Source organism: Bradyrhizobium sp. USDA 4452 (genome assembly GCF_054063575.1).
Genome location: NZ_JBSSGK010000001.1, coordinates 1,336,127 through 1,358,616, shown reverse-complemented (window position 1 = coordinate 1,358,616; position 22,490 = coordinate 1,336,127). Strand labels below are relative to the sequence as shown.

Genomic DNA, 22,490 nt, shown 5'->3' with positions numbered 1-22,490 from the left:
AACAGCGCCTTGATCGAGCGTGCGCCGCGGCTCCGTGCACGCCGCGACACACTTCGTCGTAGCCAATCTAGCAGAGGTTTTTCGACGCCGTCTTTGCGGTCGCCTTGAGAACTTCGCGCAGCGCTTCCAGGCGATCGGTTTGGCAGGGCACGGTCGGGACCAGCCAGCCACCTTCGTCGTTTTCGTTCCAGGCATAGATCAGCACCGCGGGGGCCCGGCGATCGGGCGCACGGCTGTTCACCCAATTGATCGATTGCGCCAGATGGCCGGCCAATTCCTTCTTGGTCGGGGCGGTGTAGAAATTGGCGACGCCATCGCCGGGACGCTGCGACTTTTCCCAGGGCACCGGACGTTCGATGCGCGGGCGGCGGTCCCATCCGGTCATCACCGTGGGCACGACCGGGACCTGGCTTGCGGAAAGATCGTTCCAGCCCTTCTCCGCATACTTCGCAAGATCGGCAAAGCTGCCGCGGCCGTTGCCGGTCGTGATCGCATATGAGCCTACCGCGTCGGCGCCCAGATTGACGGCCTCCTGGCTCAGGAATTTCGCGTCTCCCGCCAGCACGATGTAGGGATCGGCAAGCCCGGCACCGTTGGCATCGGATTTGAACTTGCTCAGCTGAGTGCGGAGGCCTTGCACGCCGCCCCAGCTTCGCTGCACGTCCGCACCCTTGATGAAGCCCAGGAAGTAGAGCGGCCGATCGTTCTCCACCCTCAGATAATTCTTGTCCGCCATGAGGCCGATGTGCTCCTGGGGCAGCGAGGACAGCTTGGCCGCCGATCCCCATCGCCCGAGCTCGGTAAACATGCAGTATCTCAGTTCGGCCGCCTTCGGCCGCGCTCTGAAGGCGTACAGGGCTTTCGACATCGGGTGGTTGGCGCCGTAGGCGGCGAATGCCCAATAGTCCAGTCCTGCGAAGATGGCCTGGTCGATCTCCTTGTCCATCTCGGCCTCGATCGAAGCCGAAAAATCGAGCGCGTTGGGATCGCGGTTCATCTGCGTTCCGAAGAACGGCGTCCGCCAACGATATTTTTCCGGACCGAGCGATTGCTTCATGGCCTCCGTCGGCTGGGAGCCCGGCGCGTACCAGGCGTCCCATCGAATGGCTCCGACGAGGGGGCGGGAAGCTGCGGCGGCCGCAGCAGGATTGCTGGAACCCAGCAAACCGAGCGAGCCGGGCAGCAGGCTTGCGGATAACGATGCCAAAAACATCCGTCGTGTAAGCGCGAACGGCTTACGGACTGCTTCGTTCCCATTTTCCATTGGCGATCTCCGATCGTTCTCGTCCGGTGCTACGGTTTCATGCAAATGACAGCGATCCCTGGCGCTCTATTATATTGATTTCCCTCGAAATAACCTTACAACAGTTAAAATGTGAGCGCCGCGTGTTATAGCCTTATTCTTGTAGGATAAGTGCGCTAATAGGGAATTCGTGGTGCGAACCAATGGTAATTGCTTGTTGATCTCGTGGGGAGCGACTCAGGTTGGACATGGAAATTCCTGCATCGTCTAGTTTCAGCTCAGGCGTGAATCTCGATGCGCTTCCAGCAAGCGAGATCGAGACAAGGCTTCGAGATTTCTTTTCCGAGCGGATCGCAAATCCGAAGCCCGACGACCTCATCCAATCGGTCGAGCAGTTGGAGCAGCAATACGGCCACTACAAGGAGTTCCAGTTTGCAAAGGCGGCAGCGCTTGTGCAGGCATGTGATTTCGCCGGAGCGCGCGCAATTCTTCTTGATCTGGTCAAGCAGCTGCCATCCGACTCGCGGATGTTGCATCGTCTGGCGGTCGCGGATCTCAACATGGGATCGGCCCACGAGGCGCTGGATGTCTATCTCTCCGCGCTCGCTGCGGCCCCGACCAGTGAAAATCTGCGGCGGGAGTTTGCAGGCCTCCTGCGCGTGATGGAGGCGAAGAAACTCTATGTCGGGGTCGATCGGAAGAAGCATGGCCTCTCCGTCGTGTGCGCCATCAAGAACGAGGGCGACGACCTGCTGGAATGGCTGCACTTTCACAGATTGGTCGGGGTAGATCACTTCTATCTCTATGACAACGGCAGCACCGACAATACGCGCGCCGTGATCGAGTCCTTCCCGTGGCCCGAAATGATCACCTATCATTTCGTGGAGGGGGAATTCGGCCAGATGCGCGCGTTCTCCCATGCGATCGACAGCTATCGCAATTGTTCGGAATGGTGCGCCTTCATCGATGCCGATGAGTACCTGTTTCCGACGAAGGCCGGCAATATCAAGGACGTCCTGGCGGAGGTTGGGCCGGCGCCGGCGGTGGCGGTGCATTGGCTGAACTTCGGGTCGAACGGTCACGACGCGAGGCCGGCCGGCTTGTGTATCGAGTCGTTCACGCGTCGCGCTCCGGACGACTTTCCGGATCATTTCATCATGAAGTCAATCGTGCGGCCCGACACCATCGTGTCCTACCTGCATCCCCATCAATCGCTCGTTTTGGGCTGCTATGTCGCCGAAGACGGCACGCCCATCTTCCCGATCGATGGCCGCTGCACGGCCCCGAAGCGGGACAAGCTCGTGATCAATCACTATTACACGAAGTCACGGCAACAATTGCTGAAGAAGCGTGAGCGCGGCCGGCCGCTCGCCGATGGAGATCCCGAGAAGATCCGCGCGATGGAGTTCTTCACGTTGCGGGATCGCAACGATATCGAAGATGCGACGATCCAGCGGTTTCTTCCGGAACTGAAGAAGCTGGTCCAGGGTTGAAACCTGGAAGCAGTAGAAGGGCGCGCCAATTGGCGCGCCCTTCTTGTTTGGTGCATTGAACTGATCGTGGCAGTAGCGACCGGCTACGGAGGCTCTGGTCAGCTACAGCGGCTCCAGGCGGTATTTCGCGAGCAGGGCTTGTGCGGCATCGATGTCGATCCTTGCTGGCCTTTGGAAGACCGACATATTGTTGGCGCGCGCGATTTCGCGCGCGACCGTCCGCACCGAATGGTAATGGGGGCGGTTCTCGAAGTCGTGGATCGCGATGAAAGCGCCCGGTGCGGCGTGCAGCACGCATTGCACGAAGCAAGCCACGCGAAACCGGCCGTCAACGAAGTACAGGTCGGCCGTCCTGCTTTCCGGGCGTTCCCAGATGCGTTCGTGGTAATCGGGCCAGGAGCTCTCTTTCTCCTTCTCGACAGGGTAACCCCACTCGCGCAGCTTGCCGATATCGACGTGCAGCAGCTGTGGCTGGGTGCTCGCACCGCGCGTGGCGTCGGCGACCTTGGAGAGCCATTCCGACGAGGAATCGATCGAGATGACCCAGTCCTTCGTGGTTTGGCAGGCGAGCCAGGTGCTTCCGCCCGACCCGAATTCCAGATAGCGGGTCGAGAGATCCACGAAGCTCTTGAACAACGTCTGTTCCTGACCGTCCATTGCGATATTCATGGCGGGATCCCCTGGTTTCTCGATCTGTTGTCTGGCGGGCGGTTGCCAATCCACCGTCGGAAGGCGGTCGCGGCTCGTCAGGCCGCGATGAGATCCGGTTGAAACCTCATCGCGCTTGCCGGCTTCCTGTTCGCTGTCCACGCCGACGGCTTTGAGAGAGCGGCGGCTACTGGTTCAGCCCGACGCGCTCCACCTTGTAGCCGCGCTCCAGGATCGCGCGCCACCAGGGTTGCTCGTCGACATACCAGCGCACTGTCTTGGCGATGCCGGTCTCGAAATTCTCCTCGGCGCGCCAGCCGAGCTCGGTCTCGAGCTTGGTGGCGTCGATGGCGTAGCGGCGGTCGTGGCCGGGCCGGTCGGCGACGAAATTGATCAGCTGGCGCCGCGGCCCTGCCGCAGTCGGCGTGACCTCGTCGAGCAGGTCGCAGATGCTTTCCACGACGTGCAGGTTGGTGCGCTCGTTGCGGCCGCCGACATTGTAGGTCTCGCCGACCTCGCCGCGCTCCAGCACCAGCGTCAAGGCCTTGGCGTGGTCCTCGACGAACAGCCAGTCGCGAACGTTCTGGCCGTCGCCATAGACCGGCAGCGGCTCGCCGGCGAGCCCCTTGATGATCATGTGCGGGATCAGCTTTTCCGGGAAGTGGTAGGGGCCGTAATTGTTGGAGCAGTTGGTCACCAGGGTCGGCAGCTCGTAGGTCTCGCGCCAGGCGCGCACCAGATGATCGGACGAGGCCTTGCTGGCCGAATAGGGCGAGTTCGGCGCATAGGCCGTGGTCTCGGTGAACAGCCCCTCGTCGCCGAGCGAACCGAACACCTCGTCGGTCGAGATGTGCAGGAAGCGGAACTGGTCGCGCTTCTGGGGCGAGAGCGTGCGCCAGTGGCGCAGCGCCTCCTGCAGGATCGTGAAGGTGCCGACGATGTTGGTCTGGATGAATTCGCCGGGCCCGTCGATCGAGCGGTCGACATGGCTTTCCGCCGCAAGATTCATCACCGCGTCGGGCTGATATTTCTCGAACAGCCGGCGCAGCACCTGTGCTTCGCAGATGCAGGCCTTTTCGAAGCTGTAGTTCAGGCTTTCGGTCGAGCCGGGCAGGGAGGCAAGGTTCGCCGCATAGGTCAGCTTGTCGATGTTGACGACGCGGGCGTGAGTGTCTCGCAGCAGGTGCCGGACCACGGCCGAGCCGATGAATCCCGCGCCGCCGGTGACGAAGATCGTCGATCCCTTAAACCGCATGTTTGAATACCTCGGCTGTGCGGGGCTGACCCTGGAACGAGCGGTAGACCGACAGCAGATACTCGCCGTAGCTGCTCTTGGCGGTCTTCTGCGCCACCCGCGCGAAGGCTTCCAGCGAGATGTATCCCTGCCGCAGCGCGATCTCCTCGGGGCAGGCGATGCGCAGGCCCTGGCGCTGCTCAAGGATCTGGACGAAATGGCTGGCCTCGACCAGCGAGGAGTGGGTGCCGGTATCGAGCCAGGCAAAGCCGCGGCCGAGCACCTCGACAAAGAGGTCGCCGCGCTCGAGATAGGCCTTGTTGACGTCGGTGATCTCGATCTCGCCGCGCGGGGACGGCTTAATGCCGGCGGCGATGTCGACCACGTCATTGTCGTAGAAGTAGAGACCGGTGACGGCGACATTGGATTTCGGCCGCTTCGGCTTCTCCTCGATCGACAGCGCACGGCCGGTACCGTCCAGCTCGATCACGCCATACTGTTCCGGCGCGTTCACGACGTAGCCGAACACGGTGGCGCCTTTCCTGCGGACCGAGGCGGCCGACAGCATGCTGGGCAGGCCGTGGCCGTAGAAAATGTTATCGCCTAACACAAGAGCGACGGAGTCATCACCGATGAACTCGCGTCCGACGATGAAGGCGTCGGCGAGGCCGCGCGGGGTCTCCTGTGTCGCATAGGCGAACCGGACACCCATCTCGCTGCCGTCGCCGAGCAGGCGCTGGAACAGCGGCTTGTCCTGCGGCGTGGAGATGATCAGGATATCGCGGATTCCGCCGAGCATCAGCGTCGACAGCGGATAATAGATCATCGGCTTGTCGAAGACGGGTAGCAGCTGCTTGGAGACGACGGTGGTCACCGGATACAGGCGCGAGCCGGTGCCACCGGCAAGGATAATGCCTTTCATGGTCCCTCACAATTTGACTATCAAAACATAACATATAGCGTGCGCCGCACAAGTTTGTTATGAGATGGAAATTAACATTTCGGGCGCGTCAACTGGAACAAATGTTAAATGAACGTCATCAAGACCGAGCTTCCTGAAGTCCTGATCGTCGAGCCGAAGCTGTTCGGCGACCAGCGCGGCTTCTTCCTCGAGACCTACCAGTTGCCCCGCTACGTCGAGCACGGCATCGCGCGGCCCTTCGTGCAGGACAACATGTCCCGCTCGGCCTACGGCGTGCTGCGCGGGCTGCATCTGCAAAACCCGCTCACCCAGGGCAAGCTCGTGACCGTGCTGCGCGGCAAGGTGCTGGACGTCGCCGTCGACGTGCGTGTCGGCAGCCCGAATTTCGGCAAGCACGTCGCGGTCGAGTTGAGCGAGGATAACCGCCGGCAATTATGGGTACCGCGCGGCTTCGCCCACGGCTTCGTGGTGCTCTCGGAAACCGCCGACTTCTTCTACAAATGTGATGACTTCTATAGTCCCAAGGACGAACTCTCGATCCGGTGGAACGATCCGGCGATCGGGATCGAATGGGGCGTCGACAAGCCGCAGCTGTCGGCCAAGGATGCGGATGCGCCGCTGCTCGCCGACGCCAGCAACCTTCCGACCTATGGACAAATCTGATGCGGATTCTTTTGACGGGAACGCGCGGCCAGGTCGGCAGTGCGCTGAAGCCTCTGCTGGAGGGCCACGGCACCATCATCGCGCCGCCAACCGCGGAGTTCGATCTGTCGAAGCCGGAGACGTTGGCGGGCGAGCTCGAGAGACTGAAGCCCGATCTCATCATTAATCCCGCGGCCTATACGGCCGTGGATCGCGCCGAGGACGAGCGCGAGCTGGCGTTCCTGGTCAACGCCAAGGGACCCGAAAAGCTGGCGAAATGGGCGGCAGCGAACCGCGTGCCGCTGGTGCATTTCTCCACGGACTACGTCTTCAACGGTTCAGGCGACCGGGCGTGGCGCGAGGACAGTCCGACCGAACCATTGTCGGCCTACGGCGCCAGCAAGCTTGCCGGCGATCTTGCGATTCAGGCGGCGGGTGGGGGCGCATCTGATCGCGCGCACCTCCTGGGTCTATGCCGCAACAGGCACGAATTTCCTGCGCACCATCGCGCGGCTTGCCGGCGAGCGTAAGGAGCTGCGGATCGTGGCCGACCAGATCGGCGCGCCGACGACGGCGCAGGCGATCGCCGGCGCGGTCGCCGGCATCGTCCTGCCGAACATCACCACGCTGCACGATCAACTCGTGCGCAGGGGCGGTGTGGTCAATCTCGTTTGCGCCGGCGAAACCAGCTGGCACGGCTTTGCAACTGCCATTGTCGGCGGGCTGCGGTCGCGTGGTGTCACGCTGGCCGTCGACAATATCGTGCCGATCGCAACGGCCGATTTCCCGACCAAAGCGGTGCGTCCGGGCAATTCGCGGCTGGATCTGACGCGGCTGAAGACGCAGTTCGGGGTCACGATGCCGACGTGGCAGGAAGCGCTCGCGCGCGAGCTCGACGCATATGTCCAGCTCTGCGCGCCAGCTCACGCCTAGCGCTCGGAATGTGAAGCGAATTCTCCGCACCAAACACGAGGCGTTTGCGCCGGGACGATGCCGAGACGACAAGCAAAAAGCGCGATGAGGATTCAACCTCATCGCGCTTTGGAGTTGGACGGCGTTGAACGGCCGCTCAGCGCGGCCGGCCGATGCTGTCGTAGGTGAAGCCGTGCGCGGCCATCTCGTCCGGACGGTAGATGTTGCGCAGGTCGACGACGACAGGATGCTTCATTTCCTGCTTGATGCGCTTGAGATCGAGCGCGCGGAACTGGCGCCACTCGGTCACGATCACCAGCCCATCGGCCTGACGGGCGCATTCATAGGCGTCCTTGCAGTACTCGATCTCGGGCAATTCCTTGCGGGCCTGCTCCATGCCGACCGGATCGTAGGCCCGAACCTTCGCACCGAAGTCGATCAGGCCGTTGATCAACGGGATCGAGGGTGCCTCGCGCATGTCGTCGGTATCGGGCTTGAACGTCAGGCCGAGCACGCCGATCGTCTTGCCGCGCAGCTCGCCTCCGAGCACGTTGGCGACCTTGCGCGCCATCGCGCGCTTGCGGTTGTCGTTGGCGGTCAGCGTGGCTTCGACGATCTTCAGCTGGACGTCGTGATCGAGCGCCGTCTTGAACAGCGCACGGGTATCCTTCGGGAAGCACGAGCCGCCATAGCCCGCGCCGGCATGCAGGAACTTGGTCCCGATCCGGTTGTCGAGCCCGATGCCGCGCGCGACTTCCTGGACGTTTGCCCCGACCTTTTCAGAGAGATCGGCGATCTCGTTGATGAAGGTGATCTTGGTGGCGAGGAACGCATTTGCGGCGTATTTGATCAATTCCGCCGTGCGTCGCGCGGTATAGAGGATCGGCGCCTGGTTCAAATAGAGCGGGCGATAGACTTCGCCCATCACCTTCTTGGCCCGCTCGTCCTCGGTGCCGACGACGATCCGGTCGGGATGGCGAAAATCCTGGATTGCGGCGCCTTCGCGCAGGAATTCGGGGTTCGAAGCAACCGCGAAATCCGCGTTAGGACTGGTCTCGCGGATCAGGCGCTCCACCTCGTCGCCGGTGCCCACCGGCACGGTCGACTTCGTCACCACCACGGTGAACTTCTTGAGCGCTGCGCCGATCTCCTTGGCGGCCGCATAGACGTAGCTCAGGTCCGCATGGCCATCGCCGCGCCGCGAGGGCGTTCCCACCGCGATGAACACGGCATCGGCGTCGCCGACGGCGCCCGCAAGCTCCGTCGTGAAGGTCAGCCGGCCGGCGGCGGCATTGGTCTCGACGAGCTTATCGAGGTCGGTTTCGTAGATCGGGATCTTGCCGCGCTTCAGGGCCTCGATCTTGCCGGCGTCCTTGTCGACACAAACGACCTGATGGCCGAAATCGGCGAAACACGCTCCGGATACGAGACCTACATATCCCGTTCCAACCATTGCAATCTTCATGAATCCGCTCGTCGATCAGTGTGGAGAGGAGGAGTTAGCACTAGCACAATTGGCGCCGATAACGCCAAGTTTTATAACGTATGGTTTGTGTTGGAGCTCGGCGGCTTTTTGTGCAAGCGGTGATGGCGCGAGTGCAGTTGAGCGCTCGCTAATCACCTTGGGCGCGCCATGGACACATTCTCAACTTGAAATCGACCGACAATCGAGCCGACGTTTGAGGGGTGGACATGAGCACGAAGACGATTGGCAAGCAGAGGCCCTCAGGAGCTGAATACGCGTCGTTGCAAACGCAATTCTCCAGATACGATCGCACGACGTTTTCTGGATTTGTTTATGATCGCGCCGATCCGACCCGACGCTATGCCGTCGAACTGCTGGTCGACGGCGAGCCATACATGTCATCATTGTGTGACGAGTTTGTAACACAGCTTGCCGACGCCGGAATCGGCGACGGCCGGTTTGGCTTTACCTTCAACGTGCAGGACGAGGTCAGCTCGAACGCTGCGATCATCGAGGCAAGACTGGCCAATATCGGAAGTCCCGTCGGTGCTCCGATTCGCTGCGATGTCGCTGCACCGGACGCGCAGTGGCACCGTATCGGCGAGATCAAATGGGCCGGCGGCTTGCGCTTCGAGGGCTGGCTTGCGCAGGACGTCGACGAGGACATCGAGATCCTGATCGCGCAGCGCCCGGTGATGACCGTGAAGCCGACCGGGTGGACCAACGTTGCGCGCGGCAGCGAGTTCGGCGTCGGCCGTCGGATCGATTTTCATCTGCCTGAGCACTTTGCCGACGGTCGCGTGCGCGGGCTGTCCGCGCGGACGGTTTCGGGACGGAGCCTGATCGCGGAGCCGGTTGCATTCGTGGCCTTCGAGCGCGGCCTGGAGCAGACCATCGCGGAGCTCGGACGCTGGGACAGCGAGCGGCTGCGCGGACAATTGTTCGATCAACTCCTGCCTGCCTCGGTGCCGTTTCACAGCTATGCTGGCTGGAAAGGGCGGTTCTCACCGGCAACGCCGCCAGCACAGTCCGATGTGCTGTCCGAGGCCGCGGTCGTCCTGATCGGCGAGGCCAGGGTGGACGAAAGCATCGAGAGCCTGGAGGCGCAACGCCACGCGGCCTGGTCGGCGGTGTGCCTGCCGGCGCGTGGATTCAGTCAGTTCGCCCCTGACGCCGCGCGCGAGTTCGTCGACGGCGATGCCGCGAGCAGCGCGTTCTTCGTGTTCTGCCTGAGCGGAACGATTCTCGCGGAAGATGCCTTGCAGCGCTTCGCTGATGTGTTCGCGTCCGAGCCCAATTGCGATCTCGTCTATGGCGACGTCGAGATCTCGGCCGGCGCCGGCGCGGTCTGGCCGCTGCTGCTTTCGGCATTCGATCTCGAACGCGCGCTCGAGCAGGGCTATGGCGCGTATTGCTTTGCGGTGCGCCGGGAACGCGCCGTGGCAGCGCTGCGATCGGCAGCGTCGCTCTACGACATCTTCATTGGCTGCATGGAGCGTGAGCGAACCTATCACCTGCCGGGATCTGTCGCGGCGTTGCCGCGCATCGATGCGTCCGCCGCAACCGCCGAACTGGTCGCGGCAAGCAAAGCTTATTTCGCCAGGACCGGCGTCGAGGCGAATGTCGAGCCGCGGAAAGCTGGTCTTCTTCCGGCCGTTCGGGTCAAACGTGCGGTCGATTGGAACGAGCGCACCACCATCATCATCCCGACCAGAAATCGCGCCGAACTGCTCAAGCGGTGCATCGAGACGGTCTTGCCGGCCGCGCATGAGACCAACGCCCGGATTCTCGTCGTCGACAACAGCTCGAGCGAGCCGGAGGCGCTGGACTATCTGGAGGGTCTTTCTGCGGATGAGATCGATGTCATTTCGGTCGAGGGTCCGTTCAACTTCGCAGCCATCAACAATGCTGCCGTCGATTGCGTCGATACCGACAACATCTGCTTCCTCAACAACGACGTGCAGGCGCTCGACGATGGCTGGCTGGCGGAGATGCTGTGGCGGCTCGCCGCTCCCGATGTGGGCGCCGTCGGCGCAAAGCTGCTCTGGCCGAGCAGCGTCGTGCAGCATGGCGGGGTGGTGCTCGGCGCCAATTTCTCCGCCGCGCACGCCTTCAACGACCGGATGGATGGTGATCCCGGCTATGGTGATCTGCTCCAGGTGGCGCACGAATGTTCGGCGGTGACGGCCGCGTGCCTCTTGATGCGCAAGCGCGACTTCGTGGCGGTTGGCGGCATGGATGAGATCCGCTTTCCGATCAGTTTCAACGATATCGATTTGTGCCTGAAGCTGCGCCAGCTCGGAAAGCGGATCGTATTCACGCCGGACGCCAAACTCGTTCACCTGGAATCGGCAAGCCGGGGCCGCGATTCCGCGCCGGACCGCAAGGCCCGCTTCGGGCATGAGCTGGCGATGCTGCGCGCGAAGTGGGGCGAGGTGCTGCTCGACGATCCCTATTACAGCCCGCTGCTGGGGCTGGATTCGACGCCGTTCTCTTCGATGGCATGGCCGCCGCGGTCATGGAAGCCGCGCGCCAACCTCAAGCCGGTGCCGACCACTCCTCCGATCGGGATGTAGCCGCACGTCCTCGACCACCCAGTCGAGGACGGCGGCAGCCGCATCACCGGCGTCGAGGCCGGGCTGCAGCTTCAGGTCGGTCGTTCGGCCACGTCCCGGTGGCGTTGGAAGCCATTCCGTCGTGGCCGCCGGCAATCCGGTCGCCAGCAGCGCGTCCACCAGCGGATGTCCAAATGCCGGTTCGCCGATGTCGAGCACCAGTTTCGTGATGCCGTGACCTTCGATGAGGGTGGCGACGTCGTCGACGGCGATTGCGCCGGTGACCATGACGTTTGTCCGCTGCATCAGCTTGAGATCGTCGAGGGTGGTGCCGAGCACGATGATCCCGGCGTCTGCATCGGCATCGGCCATTTGATCGCTGAGCGCTCTGACGAAACGAAATTCCGCCGCGCTGCCGTGCAGGGCAAGCAGGCCGAGGCGCGCCGGGCCGCTGACGGCAGAATATCGCGCCGGCCGCGCCGACGGGTCGCTCGGCCTGACCACTTCCAGGCCGAGAACCGATACTGAAAAGGCGGCCGCGGCTTCGCCGATGGCGATCACCCGTCGGGCCCCTTCGACGAGACCGGTCCAGTCCGGATGGAGGCCCGATCCGATCGCGGCGCGCGCGGCAAGTCTGGTGTCGGTGATCAGGAGCTCGTAGGCGAAATGTTGCGTGAGCTGCGCGAGACATGCGCCGGGGATGCGGTTCGGCTCCGCAATCTCCAGCGAACGGATTCGCAGATCGACGAGCAGCTTCAGGAGAGCGTCGCGGCCCTCTGGCGTCGCAACGTCGAGTGCGATCGACTGCGGAGCTCCGCCATCCGGGGCGAAGATCGCAGCCGGTTGGCGTCGTTCGTCGCCGCGGAAGTGCACGATCAGACCGCGCGTGCCTTGCGCCGCAAGCTGTCTGCACCGCCTGGTGGCAATCTCGCAGCCAATGGCAGAACCGCAGAGGATGACATGCGGGGCGGCGGTGTGCTGTTCGTTGGCGAGCAGTTTGAGCTCGAGCGCCGCGCGGCAATCGCGCAGCGGATCGGCGAGCAGGAATGCCGCGCACTCTGTCGCATAGCGCCGGTACCGGTGCTCGAGCACGCGAAGATTACGCAGCACCAGCGAACGCTTCTCGCCAAGAAACGAGCGCGAGCCTTCGTGGCCGACAAAGACCGAAGGGATGCACACGTTGCGGAAGCCGGCCTCCGCGGCGCGCAGGCAGAAGTCGACGTCTTCGAGATAGCCGCGATAGAAGTCGTCGGAGAGCGCATGCGCGGCGTCGAGGCATTCGCGGGTGATGTAGAGACAGAACCCGATGCCGTTGGGAATGTCGATTGCGATCCCGGAATTTGCAGTGCCCGCAAGCTCGTCCAGCAATTCCAGCTCGTCGGGCAAGGGCAGGGGATTCGACCGGTTCGCAACCGGAAAGCTGGTATATTCGCCGTTGTTCGAGAACGGGGTCGCGGTGCCGACGCCCGGCGTCGATTGCACGGCGCTTCGCAAGCGTTGCAGCGCGCCTTTCGGCAGTATCGTATCCGAGTTCAGCAGCACGACGTCGCCGGTATCAGTCTCGCCAAGCGCCCGGTTGACCGCGCCGACAAAGCCGAGATTGTGCGCGTTGGTCAGCAGCCGGATGCGCTGCTCGGACGCCAGCTCGCCGAGCAGGTGCTTGATGTCGGGCTCGGGCGAGGCATCATCGACCACGACGATGGTCGCGCCCGGCGTGCAGGCGACCGCAGTCGATGCGCTCTCGATGCAGGCGCGCGTCGCGGCGAAATCCCGGTAGACCGGGATGATGATGGTGAGCGGAGGCGTTTCGGCGCTCTCGGCGCGAGGCGGCCGTTGCGGCGCGTTGCGGCGATCCGGCGCGCGGTTGGCCGGCAGCTGAATGCTCGCGATGACGCGGCCCGCCTGTGCGATCTCGAGGCGTTGCGAGGTCGTGGACGCCGGCCGCATCAGACGGAAGCTCGCAGCGCGTCGCCCGTTGAGCGCAAACCTGTGACCGGGATCGGCGGGAAGCCGGACGGTGCTGGATTGATCCGCCTGCGCCAGCGAGAGGTGTGGATCGTCTTCGCCTCGCCACGTCACCCATCCCTTCACCTCCTCATCGAGGAAGTCGATACGGGCGCAGGCGTCCTGACCGCTCTGCTCCAGCAGCAGCAGCGCGCTCCTGACTGAGTCCGGATCGTCATCGCGCCGTGCGACGCTTCGCGCGGCTTCGATCTGCGCAAGGCCGTCGCCCCAAGCCATCATGCGCCGCGCGGCGGCAAGATCGTCCGGTTCCAGTTCGAGCGCCTTGGCGACGCTGGCGACCGCCGCATCCATGAGGTCGAGGCGAAACAGCGCTTCGGCGCGCAGCAAATGGGCGCGGGCGCCCGGATGCGGCAAGATCCGGCAGCGGCGGTCGGCGAGCGCGAATGCGCGACGGAAATCACGTGCCTCGAGCGCCCCGACCGCGGCCCGCTCGAGATCGACATGGTGGAGCGTTCTGGAGGTAAAGGCGGGCCTGGGCGCGTCGGCGGTCAAGTGTCGCCCTTATCTGCCCGCATGGTCAGCCCGCCGTCTTGACGGCGTTCTGCCGGCTCCGGAACACGCGCACCCGTCCCTCGAGGCGCGGTGCCTCCTGGCGCGGCATCGGGGGGGCGGGTTCAGCGGGCCTTGGCTGTCGGGGCGCGAGGGGCGCTGCCTGCACCCGGTGCTCTTCGAGACTGAGCTTGAGGCCCACCAGCGGTTCCCGGCCCGAAGGGCCTGACACCACAATCCGGTTCCCGGTGACGCGCAAGGCAGGAGCCCCGAGGAAGATGGTCTCGGCGGCAATGGCGTAGCGATCCGCGCCGGGGCCCGTGGCCTCCAGCGAGAGCCCCGTGATGGCCAGCGCGCGGCCCCGGGTTCCGGCAAAGGTTCCGAGCGGAACGAACTGGTTGTCACCGCGCTGCGGCCTGGCGAACTTGACGGCATATTGCAGATTGAGATCGTGCGGCTTGTTTGGCCAATCGAGCGCAATCCCCTCGATTCGGGCGGGTGCGGCGGGCCCTGCAATCCACGTATTCGGGCCGACCGTCACGTCACCCAGACCCGCGACATGCGCGAGCAGCTTGAGATCGCTCAATTCGTCGGGGCCAGCGTCGGGCTCGTAGGTGCCGAATGGCTGGCCGGCCGGCTGACCGATCGGCTGCACGGCCGGTTGTCCCTGCGTCAGCGGTTCGATCTTGATATTGGCGGCGGTCGAGCCACCGGCGCGCCCCGCCGTGACCTCGACGATCAGGCGGCTGGGCCGGGCCACCGACACGACCAGCGCGGTCTCGGGCGCAAACAGGGTTCCATTGGCCGCATCGGGTCCGGTAATAATGTTACAATTGTTAAGGCTGGCGCGATCGGCGTAGACGCGCACCACCGGAGGTGATGTCTTGTCGTCCGCGCCATTGTAGCGAACCAGGAAAAGACCCCGTGCCAGGTCAATGGTTTTCTGCTGAATCTGTTCGTTCATGGTCGCCTGCGAGCCTGACGGAATGGGTCGAGATGGTTCTCACACAGTGTGCCCCAAAAATTGGTGTGATAGAAGGGGGCTTAATGTTAATCCGGTGAGATAGTTCGCACGTGCATATCGAAGACACCCTGCCGGTCATGATCTCGGATCTGACCTCAATCGGAGACCGCGCGGCCGGGGGGCGCGCCCGCCCGCCAATGAACGTCCTGTTCGTCCACAACAACTTCCCAGCCCAGTACCGCCACATTGCGCGTGCGCTCGCGGAGCAGCCCGGCAACAAGGTCGTTGCGGTCGGATCGTCGACCGCCAGCACGACGCGGGATATCCGGCTGCTCAAATATTCGACGACCAAATCGGACTCCGCGATGGTGCATCCCTTTGCCCGCCGCTTCGATGTCGAGGCGCGGCGTGCCGAAGAGGTGCTGTATGCGCTGTCGTCGCTGTCGGGGCAGGGCTTCGTGCCCGACCTGATCTTCGCGCATCCCGGTTGGGGGGAGACGCTGCCGTTGCGCACGATGTTTCCGAAAGCGCGGATCATCCTCTATTGCGAATTCTATTACGGCGCCGAAGGCAGGGACGTCGGCTTCGATCCCGAGTTTCCGATGACGGGCCTCGACGGCAATGTCGCACTTCACTTGAAGAACGCGACGACGCTGCTGGCGCTCACCGAATGCGATTCCGGCGTTTCGCCGACGCCATGGCAGCGGTCGACCTTTCCCCGCGAATTTCAGAGCAAGATCGAGGTGATCCACGAGGGCGTCGACACCGATGAGGTGAAGCCCAATCCGGTCGCCAGCTTTCAGCTTCCGAACGGCGCGACGCTGTCGGCGGACGACGAGGTGATCACCTACGTCTCGCGCAATCTGGAGCCGGTGCGCGGATTCCATGTCTTCATGCGATCGTTGCCGCGGATCATGGCCGCGCGGCCGAATGCGCAGGTGGTGATCGTCGGCGGCAGCGGGACATCCTACGGCGCCAATCCGCCGAAGGGATCGAGTTGGAAGTCGATGTTCCTGGACGAGATCAGGTCGGACATTGATCTCCGCCGCGTGCATTTCCTCGGCCGGATTCCCCGGGACCAGTATCTTGCGCTGCTGCAGATCTCCTCGGTGCACGTCTATCTGACCTATCCCTTCGTGCTGTCATGGTCGCTGCTGGAGGCCATGAGTGCGGGATGTGCGGTGGTGGCATCGGACACCGCCCCGCTTCGCGATATCATCTCGGATGGCAACGGCCTGCTGGCGCCGTTCTTTGACATTGGTGCGCTGTCCGATCAGGTGGTCTCGGTGCTGTCACGGCCGAAAGCCTTCAAGAAGATGCGAATGAAGGCGAGGAGCTTTGTGCGAGACAATTACGACGCAAAGCGGGTCTGTCTGCCCCGGATGCTGACGCTCGTCGATGAAGGTGTCCTCCCGCGCACGCACGGCGGATAACGCCAGGAGCTAGCGATGCCGCTTGTCATCTCGGTTGCCCAGCGCAAGGGCGGGGTCGGAAAGACAACGCTTGCGGTCCTGCTGGCCGCAGAACTGGACCGGCGTACCGGCGTGGTGGGATTGGTCGACGCCGATTCCCAGGCCTCCGCCTGTCACTGGGCCGAGCCCGGCAATTTGTCGTTTCCGGTCTACCAGCTCGATCCGGAAACCCGGCCCGTCGCCGAATGGGCCAGGCTGATGCGCCAGATTCCGCATCAGATCATCGTCGTCGATTCCGCGCCCAATGATCGGGTGCTGGGTGCCGTGCTCGCGGTCGCCAACATCGTGCTGATGCCATGTACGCCTTCCGGCCTCGACATCGAGGCCACCGCGCGGACGATCGACATCGTGCGGGAGGTGCGTGCCGCGCGGCGCACGGCGCTGCGCGCCATGATCGTGCCGAACCGAGTCGACCAGCGCACGCTTGAAGGCCAGCAGCTGATCGAGGAGCTGGATGCGCTCGACGAGGAGATCGGGCCGATGATCGGAAGCCGCTCGGCGTATGTTCGCGCGGTCGCGCTCGGTCAATCGGTCGCCGATTTCGCCAGCGGCACGCCCGCGGATATCGAGATCAAGAAACTCGCCGACCTCGTCATGAGCTGGTGCGGGATCGCACCCCGGCAGCGCGTGACGGTCTAGAATCGCGATCCGTCGACCTGGACGCGCGTGATCATTGGGCAGCCGAAGGGCTTGCCGGCGCGGCAATCCGGCTTGGTTAACCGAGTGCTCGCGCACATCCGAGCATTTGAGGCAAATGCCGCCGCGCGCTTGAGCGTGGGCTCAAGACATTTCCCGTACATGCTTCCCGTCACGGTGGGAGGGAAGAATGTACAACGTCAAGAGAGTGATGGCCTTGCTGCTGGCCATCGTCGCGCTCGGGACCAGCGCGCAGCAGACCCGGGCTGCAATGATCGGCTCGCCGCTGCCGCTGCGCGGCATGGTCGAGAAGATCCGCTTCAGCGAGCCGACGCTGGCGCCGATGGCCTACATGATGTTTTGCATGCGCTATGCCGACGAGTGCAAGCCGAAAGCCCGCGCCCGCATGGTGTTCCGCGGCGGCGCCACACGTCTGACCAAGCAGCGCATGGCCGACCTGATCGAGGTCAATGCCGCGGTCAATCGCAGCATCGCGCCACAGCGCAACGAGCGCGGCCTCGCCGGCGAGGAATGGCTGATCAATCCGGCACGCGGCGACTGCAACGACTATGCCGTCAGCAAGCGCCACGAGCTGCTGGCGCGCGGCTGGCCGATGCGTAACTTGCTGCTGAGCGAGGTCGTGACCTCCTGGGGCGAGCATCATCTCGTGCTGGTGGTCCGCGCCCAGGGCGGCGATGTCGTGCTCGACAATCTGAACGCGCAGATCCGCAACTGGTCGCAGGCGCACTATCGCTGGGTCAGGATGCAAACCCCCGCGAACCCCGATCGCTGGGCCGCCCTCGCACAGGCCGGCGTCTGACATCCGGGTTGGCCGACGCGCCGCGCTAGCGGCGCGTTTGCCGTCGCTGCGGCAGCAAATCCGTTCGGTCTTAACGCTATTCCCATAGTCGTTTTGCTGCGTTCGGCGGAATGTCGTACCCATCGCGTTCGTTGAGGCGCGGGATCGGTCCGCGCAGGGGCGGCATTTTCAATGGCGAGCAGGGGTTCGATCCTCATCACGGGCGGCGCGGGATACATCGGATCCCATTGCGCCAAGGCGGTCGCCGATGCCGGGTTTATCCCGGTCGTCTACGACAACCTCTCCACCGGCCATCGCAACTTCGTGCAATGGGGGCCGCTCGTAACCGGCGATGTCGCCGACCACGAGCGGGTCACTGCCACCATCCGCGGGCACGATGCGCTGGCCGTGATGCACTTCGCCGCGTTCAGCGCGGTCGGCGAGTCCGTCGCGGATCCGCAGAAATACTACAGCAACAATGTTGACGGCACGATCGGCCTGCTGCGCGGCATGCGCGAGGCCGGCTGCGACCGCCTGGTGTTCTCCTCTACCGGCGCCGTCTACGGCAATGCCGGGCGCGATCCGATTCCCGAGAGCGCCGCGGGGCCTAGCGTCAATCCCTACGGCCGCTCCAAGTTCATGATTGAGCAGATCCTCGATGATTATCGCGCCGCATATCAGTTCAAATCGGTCTGCCTGCGTTATTTCAACGCCTGCGGCGCCGATGCCTCCGGCACCATCGGCGAGCTCCGCGATCCCGAGACGCATTTGATTCCGCGCGCGCTGATGGCGCTGCTCGGGCACGTGCCGGACTTCGCGATCTTCGGCGAAGACTATGACACGCCCGACGGCACCGCGGTGCGCGACTACATCCATGTCGACGATCTCGCCGCCGCCCATATCGCGGCGCTCGAGCTCTTGTTGAAGGGCGACGCCGGCGGTGTGTTCAACCTCGGCACCGGCACCGGCTATTCGGTGCGCGAGGTGCTCGACGCGATCCGTGCCGAGACCGGTGAAGCGGTGCCGAGCGTGGTGCGCGAACGCAGGGCAGGCGATCCGCCGATCCTGGTCGCCGATCCCTCGAAATCGGAACGCGGCCTTGGCTTCAAGGCGAGCCGGTCGGATCTCGGCCACATCATTCGCTCGGCCTGGGCCTGGCACCAGAAGGCGCATCCGCGCCGGCGATAGGGCATGATCCGGAAAAGTGCGAAGCGGTTTTCCGTCACGACAACGCGGAGCGCGTTTGCGCGGAGATCATGCCGCAAAATGGCGGAAGACTAGGCTGTGTCCGTGCGCGACCTGAGCCGGCCGAACTGGCTGCGCAGCACCAGCAGGATGAGGTGACCTGCGCCGATGCCGGCAAGACCTCCCGACACCTTGACGATCGCGTCAAGCAGGCGGCCGTGACGGTCCGGTGTCAGCAGTTGCATCGCCTCGAGTGTGAACGAGCTGAAGACGACAAACAGCACGATCAGCGCGGTACGCCGCGGGTAGCCTACGACAAAGGCCATCGCCATCACTGCATATGCGGCGAAGCGTTCGGTCTGAGGGGGAAAAAACGACGGACGGTCCTGGATCGGCGACAGCGTCACGAAGGCAATAAAGGCGAGCGCAAGCCAGCCTGCAATCACGCCGAACTTCCGCATCTGTGAAATATGCAACAAAGTATTTCCGGTCCTGTACCGCAGACGACCCCCTCGCTGAATTAGCGCATCACTCGTGTTCGCGACATGGAAATGGTCGTCGAAGGTTAACTTGGCGGCCGACTGTGACCGACATGACGCGCCGTTTCCTCGCCACGCCATCGGTATAAAAATACCCTAAACTGAAACTCAGTCCCACTCGGTGCGCATCTCCCAGCGGGAACCCATCGCGCTTGCGTGGGTTCCCGGGATGGTGCACCTGACGAAAAAATAAGGTTTCGCCTGCGGCTCCATTCATAGGCCGTTCACGGCCGGAAGCCTCATTTGATGCCGGAATATCGCAATGCTCACTCTCGGAGGCTAAAGTGCGTCTGCTCGTCGTTGAGGATGACCCGGATCTGAACCGCCAACTCACCACCGCGCTCACGGACGCCGGCTATGTGGTCGATCGCGCGTTCGACGGCGAGGAGGGGCATTTCCTTGGCGACAGCGAGCCCTACGACGCCGTCGTGCTGGATATCGGCCTGCCGAAGATGGACGGTATCTCGGTGCTCGAAGCCTGGCGGCGGAACAAGCGGGTGATGCCGGTGCTGATTCTCACCGCGCGCGACCGCTGGAGCGACAAGGTTCAGGGCTTCGATGCCGGCGCCGACGACTATGTCGCCAAGCCCTTCCATCTGGAGGAGGTGCTGGCGCGGATCCGCGCGCTGCTGCGCCGCGCGACCGGGCACGCCCAGGTCGAGCTGGTCTGCGGGCCGGTGGTGCTCAACACCCGGACCAAGCGGGTCACCGTCAACGGCAACCCGATCAAGCTCACCTCGCACGAGTACAATCTGCTCGATTATCTGATGCACCATACCGGGCGGGTGGTCTCGCGCACCGAGCTGGTCGAACATCTCTACGACCAGGACTTCGACCGCGATTCCAACACCATCGAGGTGTTCGTCGGCCGCATCCGCAAGAAGCTGGAAGTCGATATCATCCAGACTGTTCGCGGCCTCGGCTATATGCTGTCCGCGCCGACCTAAACCATTTTCGAGCGAAGTGGCTGCTTGTTCGCTCGCGTGAAGAAAGCGCGACTGAACAAAAGGATGCGGGCATGTCCTGTTCAATCGGATCATGCTCTTGAAGCGCTTGATCGGCGTGCACGGGCATTGGCATGATCTGCGCCGGGAGAACTGGATTCGCCGATGTTTGAATCCCTGACGTCTGTTGCCGCTGACACGCTGTTCGAGCCCGTGCTCTGATGGGCGGCAGCTCGCTTGCGACCCGCCTGTTCGTCTCGGCGACCGCCTGGGTGGTGGTGATCCTGGCGATCACCGGCGTCATCCTGTCGTCGGTCTATCGCGACGCCACCGAGCGTGCCTTCGACCGGCGGCTCAACCTCTATCTGCGCACCCTGATCGCCGAGGTGGCGACACCTGACGAGCCGGCGGACCGTCAGTTCCAGTCGCTCGGCGAACCGCTGTTCGACCTGCCGCTGTCGGGCTGGTACTGGCAGATCACCCGCACCGATACCGAGAAGGGCGAGACCCGCGCCTCGCGCTCGCTGTGGGACAAGAAGCTGCCCAAGCTCGAAGACCACGGCGCCGAGCTGACCGCCGCCGGCGTCCGCCTCGGCTATGTCGACGGACCCGAAGGCCAGAGCCTGCGCGTGGTCGAGCGGCCGGTCGATCTCGGCGCCGACGGCAAGTTCCTGGTCAGCGTCGCCGGCGATGCCACCGAGATCTTCGATGAGACGCGGAGCTTCGACTATTACCTCGGCGGCACCTTCGCTGCGCTGGGCATCGTGCTGCTGCTAACCACGATCTTCCAGGTGCGCTACGGCCTGGCGCCGCTCAAGCGCATATCGGATGCGATCGCCGATATCCGCTCCGGCCGCGCCGAGCGGCTCGAGGGCCGGTTTCCGGTCGAGATCGCGCCGCTGGCGCGCGAGACCAACGCCCTGATCGATGCCAACCGGGAGATCGTGGAGCGCTCGCGCACCCATGTCGGCAACCTCGCCCATGCCATCAAGACCCCGCTGTCGGTGATCGTGAACGAGGCGGTCGCGCATGCCGACGATTCCTTCGCCAGCAAGGTGCTGGAGCAGGCCGACCTGATGCGTGATCAGGTCGCCCACCACCTCGAGCGTGCGCGGATCGCCGCCCGGGCCACCATCGTCAGCACCATCACCGACGTCGCCCCCGTGATCGAGGCGCTGCGCCGGACCATGGAGAAGATCCATCGCGACCGCGACCTTTCCATCGAGGCGAAGGCCGATCCGGCGGCGCGGTTTCGCGGCGAGCGGCAGGACCTCGAGGAGATGGTCGGCAATCTCGTCGACAACGCCTGCAAATGGGCGGCCTCCCAGGTGTTCATCGAGGTCGGCGTGGTCCCGCCGGAGGCGTCCGGCGCCGGTCCCAGGCTGCGCATCGTGGTCGACGACGACGGGCGCGGCCTGTCGGAGGCCGAGCGCGCCCAGGTGTCGCGGCGCGGCCAGCGGCTCGACGAATCCAAGCCCGGCTCGGGGCTCGGTCTGTCGATCGTGACCGATCTCGCCGGCCTCTATGGCGGCAAGCTCACCCTGGGCGACGCGCCAATCGGCGGCCTGCGGGCCGAGCTCGTGCTACCGGCGGTGTAGGACATGATTGCCCCTGATCTGGATCGAAGGATCTAGATCCAACCTGGGGTTCTCCGTGGGTGAACGGAGTTTCGGAAGTCGTATTGTGCGTGCAATCATCCCTTGGTCTCGGGAGACCGCTCATGAAGGACATGCAGACGCATTTGGAGAAGCTTCGTGTCGAGGCGGAAGAGTGCGAACTCATCAGCAGGCTGGCGACCAATAAGGTCAAGAAAGAACTGTTCGCCAAGTTGGCCGCACATCACCGGACTCTGGCCGATGAAGTCGAGCGGACCATGAAGGAATCCCGATAGGAACTTTGCGCTCCCATGTGGATTTACCGCCCCGTTCCCCGTAAGGAGCTGAGGGAGGAAAACGGTCACATGGGCCAAATTCGACGTCGGGTCAGACACACCAATTCACTTGAAGCGCGCCTCCTTGGGAGAGCCAGAGAGCTACGCGAACAGGCCGCAGCGCTCGCCCCGGGTATCGAGAGAGAAGCGCTCCTGAAGCTAGCCCGGCAGGCTGAGGCCGGCGCCAGCATGACCGAATGGCTGCGCGCTGCGGGCTTCAATCATCCGCGGCCTGAAGGCTGTTTGCCGACGTCACCCGTCAATCGCGTCGTACGCAACTTGCCCGGATGAAGGGGACGACGGGGATCGCGCTGAACAGGACGCGGCGCAGCAGCGCCTTGTGCGCGTCACCCACGGCTTTTCGTCGTAGCTGGATCACCGCGCTGCTGCTGC

At 63.8% G+C, this 22,490-nt stretch carries 20 protein-coding genes; 12 read left to right on the top strand and 8 right to left on the bottom strand.

The window, feature by feature from the left end:
• Nucleotides 1-67: 67 nt before the first annotated feature.
• A complete protein-coding gene (locus ACVISU_RS06650) occupies nt 68-1,057 on the bottom strand; it encodes a hypothetical protein (protein ID WP_456706396.1) in 990 nt (329 codons plus the stop codon).
• Between the two features lie 434 nt (nt 1,058-1,491).
• On the opposite strand from ACVISU_RS06650, the gene ACVISU_RS06645 reads away from it, so the two are divergent.
• A complete protein-coding gene (locus tag ACVISU_RS06645) occupies nt 1,492-2,736 on the top strand; it encodes a glycosyltransferase family 92 protein (RefSeq protein ID WP_456706395.1) in 1,245 nt (414 codons plus the stop codon).
• Between the two features lie 102 nt (nt 2,737-2,838).
• Here the strand turns inward: ACVISU_RS06645 and ACVISU_RS06640 are convergent, their stop codons facing one another.
• The 3 genes from ACVISU_RS06640 to rfbA are packed head-to-tail and all read right to left on the bottom strand — an operon-like array spanning nt 2,839 to nt 5,540.
• On the bottom strand, nt 2,839-3,546 hold the full coding sequence (locus tag ACVISU_RS06640; RefSeq protein ID WP_456706394.1) for a hypothetical protein: 708 nt from the start codon (nt 3,544-3,546) through the stop codon (nt 2,839-2,841).
• 25 nt (nt 3,547-3,571) lie between these two features.
• Nucleotides 3,572-4,639: a dTDP-glucose 4,6-dehydratase gene (gene rfbB / locus ACVISU_RS06635; protein WP_063695206.1), complete on the bottom strand. Its 1,068-nt coding sequence runs from the start codon at nt 4,637-4,639 to the stop codon at nt 3,572-3,574.
• Entirely contained in the window at nt 4,629-5,540 is a 912-nt protein-coding gene (rfbA, locus tag ACVISU_RS06630; RefSeq protein ID WP_050400825.1) for a glucose-1-phosphate thymidylyltransferase RfbA, read from the bottom strand. Before rfbA ends, rfbB begins: the two co-directional genes overlap by 11 nt.
• Before the next feature lie 108 nt (nt 5,541-5,648).
• On the opposite strand from rfbA, the gene rfbC reads away from it, so the two are divergent.
• From rfbC to ACVISU_RS06615, 3 genes are read left to right on the top strand one after another with little or no spacing between them, the layout of a single operon-like run.
• Complete coding sequence (gene rfbC / locus ACVISU_RS06625; RefSeq protein ID WP_050400824.1) at nt 5,649-6,203, top strand: dTDP-4-dehydrorhamnose 3,5-epimerase; 555 nt, start codon at nt 5,649-5,651, stop codon at nt 6,201-6,203.
• Complete coding sequence (locus tag ACVISU_RS06620) at nt 6,203-6,712, top strand: SDR family oxidoreductase (protein WP_456706393.1); 510 nt, start codon at nt 6,203-6,205, stop codon at nt 6,710-6,712. The genes rfbC and ACVISU_RS06620 overlap by 1 nt, the downstream gene beginning before the upstream one ends.
• Nucleotides 6,618-7,115: an SDR family oxidoreductase gene (locus tag ACVISU_RS06615; protein ID WP_456706392.1), complete on the top strand. Its 498-nt coding sequence runs from the start codon at nt 6,618-6,620 to the stop codon at nt 7,113-7,115. Before ACVISU_RS06620 ends, ACVISU_RS06615 begins: the two co-directional genes overlap by 95 nt.
• 136 nt (nt 7,116-7,251) lie before the next feature.
• Here the strand turns inward: ACVISU_RS06615 and ACVISU_RS06610 are convergent, their stop codons facing one another.
• Nucleotides 7,252-8,559 (bottom strand): UDP-glucose dehydrogenase family protein, encoded by a 1,308-nt coding sequence (locus ACVISU_RS06610; RefSeq protein WP_456706391.1) that lies wholly within the window; start codon nt 8,557-8,559, stop codon nt 7,252-7,254.
• Between the two features lie 227 nt (nt 8,560-8,786).
• Between ACVISU_RS06610 and ACVISU_RS06605 the strand changes: the two genes are divergently transcribed.
• Nucleotides 8,787-11,135 (top strand): glycosyltransferase family 2 protein, encoded by a 2,349-nt coding sequence (locus ACVISU_RS06605; RefSeq protein WP_456706390.1) that lies wholly within the window; start codon nt 8,787-8,789, stop codon nt 11,133-11,135.
• Here the strand turns inward: ACVISU_RS06605 and ACVISU_RS06600 are convergent.
• Both ACVISU_RS06600 and ACVISU_RS06595 read right to left on the bottom strand, forming a co-directional pair.
• Nucleotides 11,076-13,631 (bottom strand): glycosyltransferase, encoded by a 2,556-nt coding sequence (locus ACVISU_RS06600; protein ID WP_456706389.1) that lies wholly within the window; start codon nt 13,629-13,631, stop codon nt 11,076-11,078. The genes ACVISU_RS06605 and ACVISU_RS06600 overlap by 60 nt on opposite strands.
• A 25-nt stretch (nt 13,632-13,656) precedes the next feature.
• The gene (locus ACVISU_RS06595) at nt 13,657-14,592 is read right to left on the bottom strand and encodes a hypothetical protein (protein ID WP_456706388.1); all 936 of its coding nucleotides are present in this window, start codon (nt 14,590-14,592) and stop codon (nt 13,657-13,659) included.
• Between the two features lie 197 nt (nt 14,593-14,789).
• Here ACVISU_RS06595 and ACVISU_RS06590 point away from each other — a divergent pair, with 197 nt between their 5' ends.
• The 4 genes from ACVISU_RS06590 to galE all read left to right on the top strand — a co-directional run bounded on the left by ACVISU_RS06590 (nt 14,790) and on the right by galE (nt 18,687).
• The gene (locus ACVISU_RS06590; protein WP_050400838.1) at nt 14,790-16,025 is read left to right on the top strand and encodes a glycosyltransferase family 4 protein; all 1,236 of its coding nucleotides are present in this window, start codon (nt 14,790-14,792) and stop codon (nt 16,023-16,025) included.
• A gap of 15 nt (nt 16,026-16,040) precedes the next feature.
• Nucleotides 16,041-16,703, top strand: coding sequence for a ParA family protein (locus ACVISU_RS06585; RefSeq protein ID WP_050400818.1), 663 nt, complete (start codon nt 16,041-16,043; stop codon nt 16,701-16,703).
• A 187-nt stretch (nt 16,704-16,890) separates the two neighbouring features.
• Nucleotides 16,891-17,520, top strand: coding sequence for a transglutaminase-like cysteine peptidase (locus ACVISU_RS06580; protein ID WP_456706387.1), 630 nt, complete (start codon nt 16,891-16,893; stop codon nt 17,518-17,520).
• A 171-nt stretch (nt 17,521-17,691) separates the two neighbouring features.
• Entirely contained in the window at nt 17,692-18,687 is a 996-nt protein-coding gene (gene galE / locus ACVISU_RS06575; protein ID WP_456706386.1) for a UDP-glucose 4-epimerase GalE, read from the top strand.
• 89 nt (nt 18,688-18,776) lie between these two features.
• Here the strand turns inward: galE and ACVISU_RS06570 are convergent, their stop codons facing one another.
• Nucleotides 18,777-19,145 carry a hypothetical protein gene (locus ACVISU_RS06570; protein WP_063695205.1) on the bottom strand — a complete coding sequence of 123 codons (369 nt, stop codon included), beginning with the start codon at nt 19,143-19,145 and terminating at the stop codon, nt 18,777-18,779.
• 362 nt (nt 19,146-19,507) lie between these two features.
• Here ACVISU_RS06570 and ACVISU_RS06565 point away from each other — a divergent pair, with 362 nt between their 5' ends.
• The 3 genes from ACVISU_RS06565 (at nt 19,508) to ACVISU_RS06555 (ending at nt 22,058) form a co-directional block, all read left to right on the top strand.
• Entirely contained in the window at nt 19,508-20,170 is a 663-nt protein-coding gene (locus tag ACVISU_RS06565; RefSeq protein ID WP_050400815.1) for a response regulator transcription factor, read from the top strand.
• A 218-nt stretch (nt 20,171-20,388) separates the two neighbouring features.
• Nucleotides 20,389-21,765, top strand: a complete 1,377-nt coding sequence (locus ACVISU_RS06560; RefSeq protein WP_050400814.1) for a sensor histidine kinase — start codon at nt 20,389-20,391, stop codon at nt 21,763-21,765.
• A gap of 122 nt (nt 21,766-21,887) precedes the next feature.
• The gene (locus ACVISU_RS06555) at nt 21,888-22,058 is read left to right on the top strand and encodes a hypothetical protein (protein WP_172803493.1); all 171 of its coding nucleotides are present in this window, start codon (nt 21,888-21,890) and stop codon (nt 22,056-22,058) included.
• Nucleotides 22,059-22,490 lie beyond the last annotated feature (432 nt).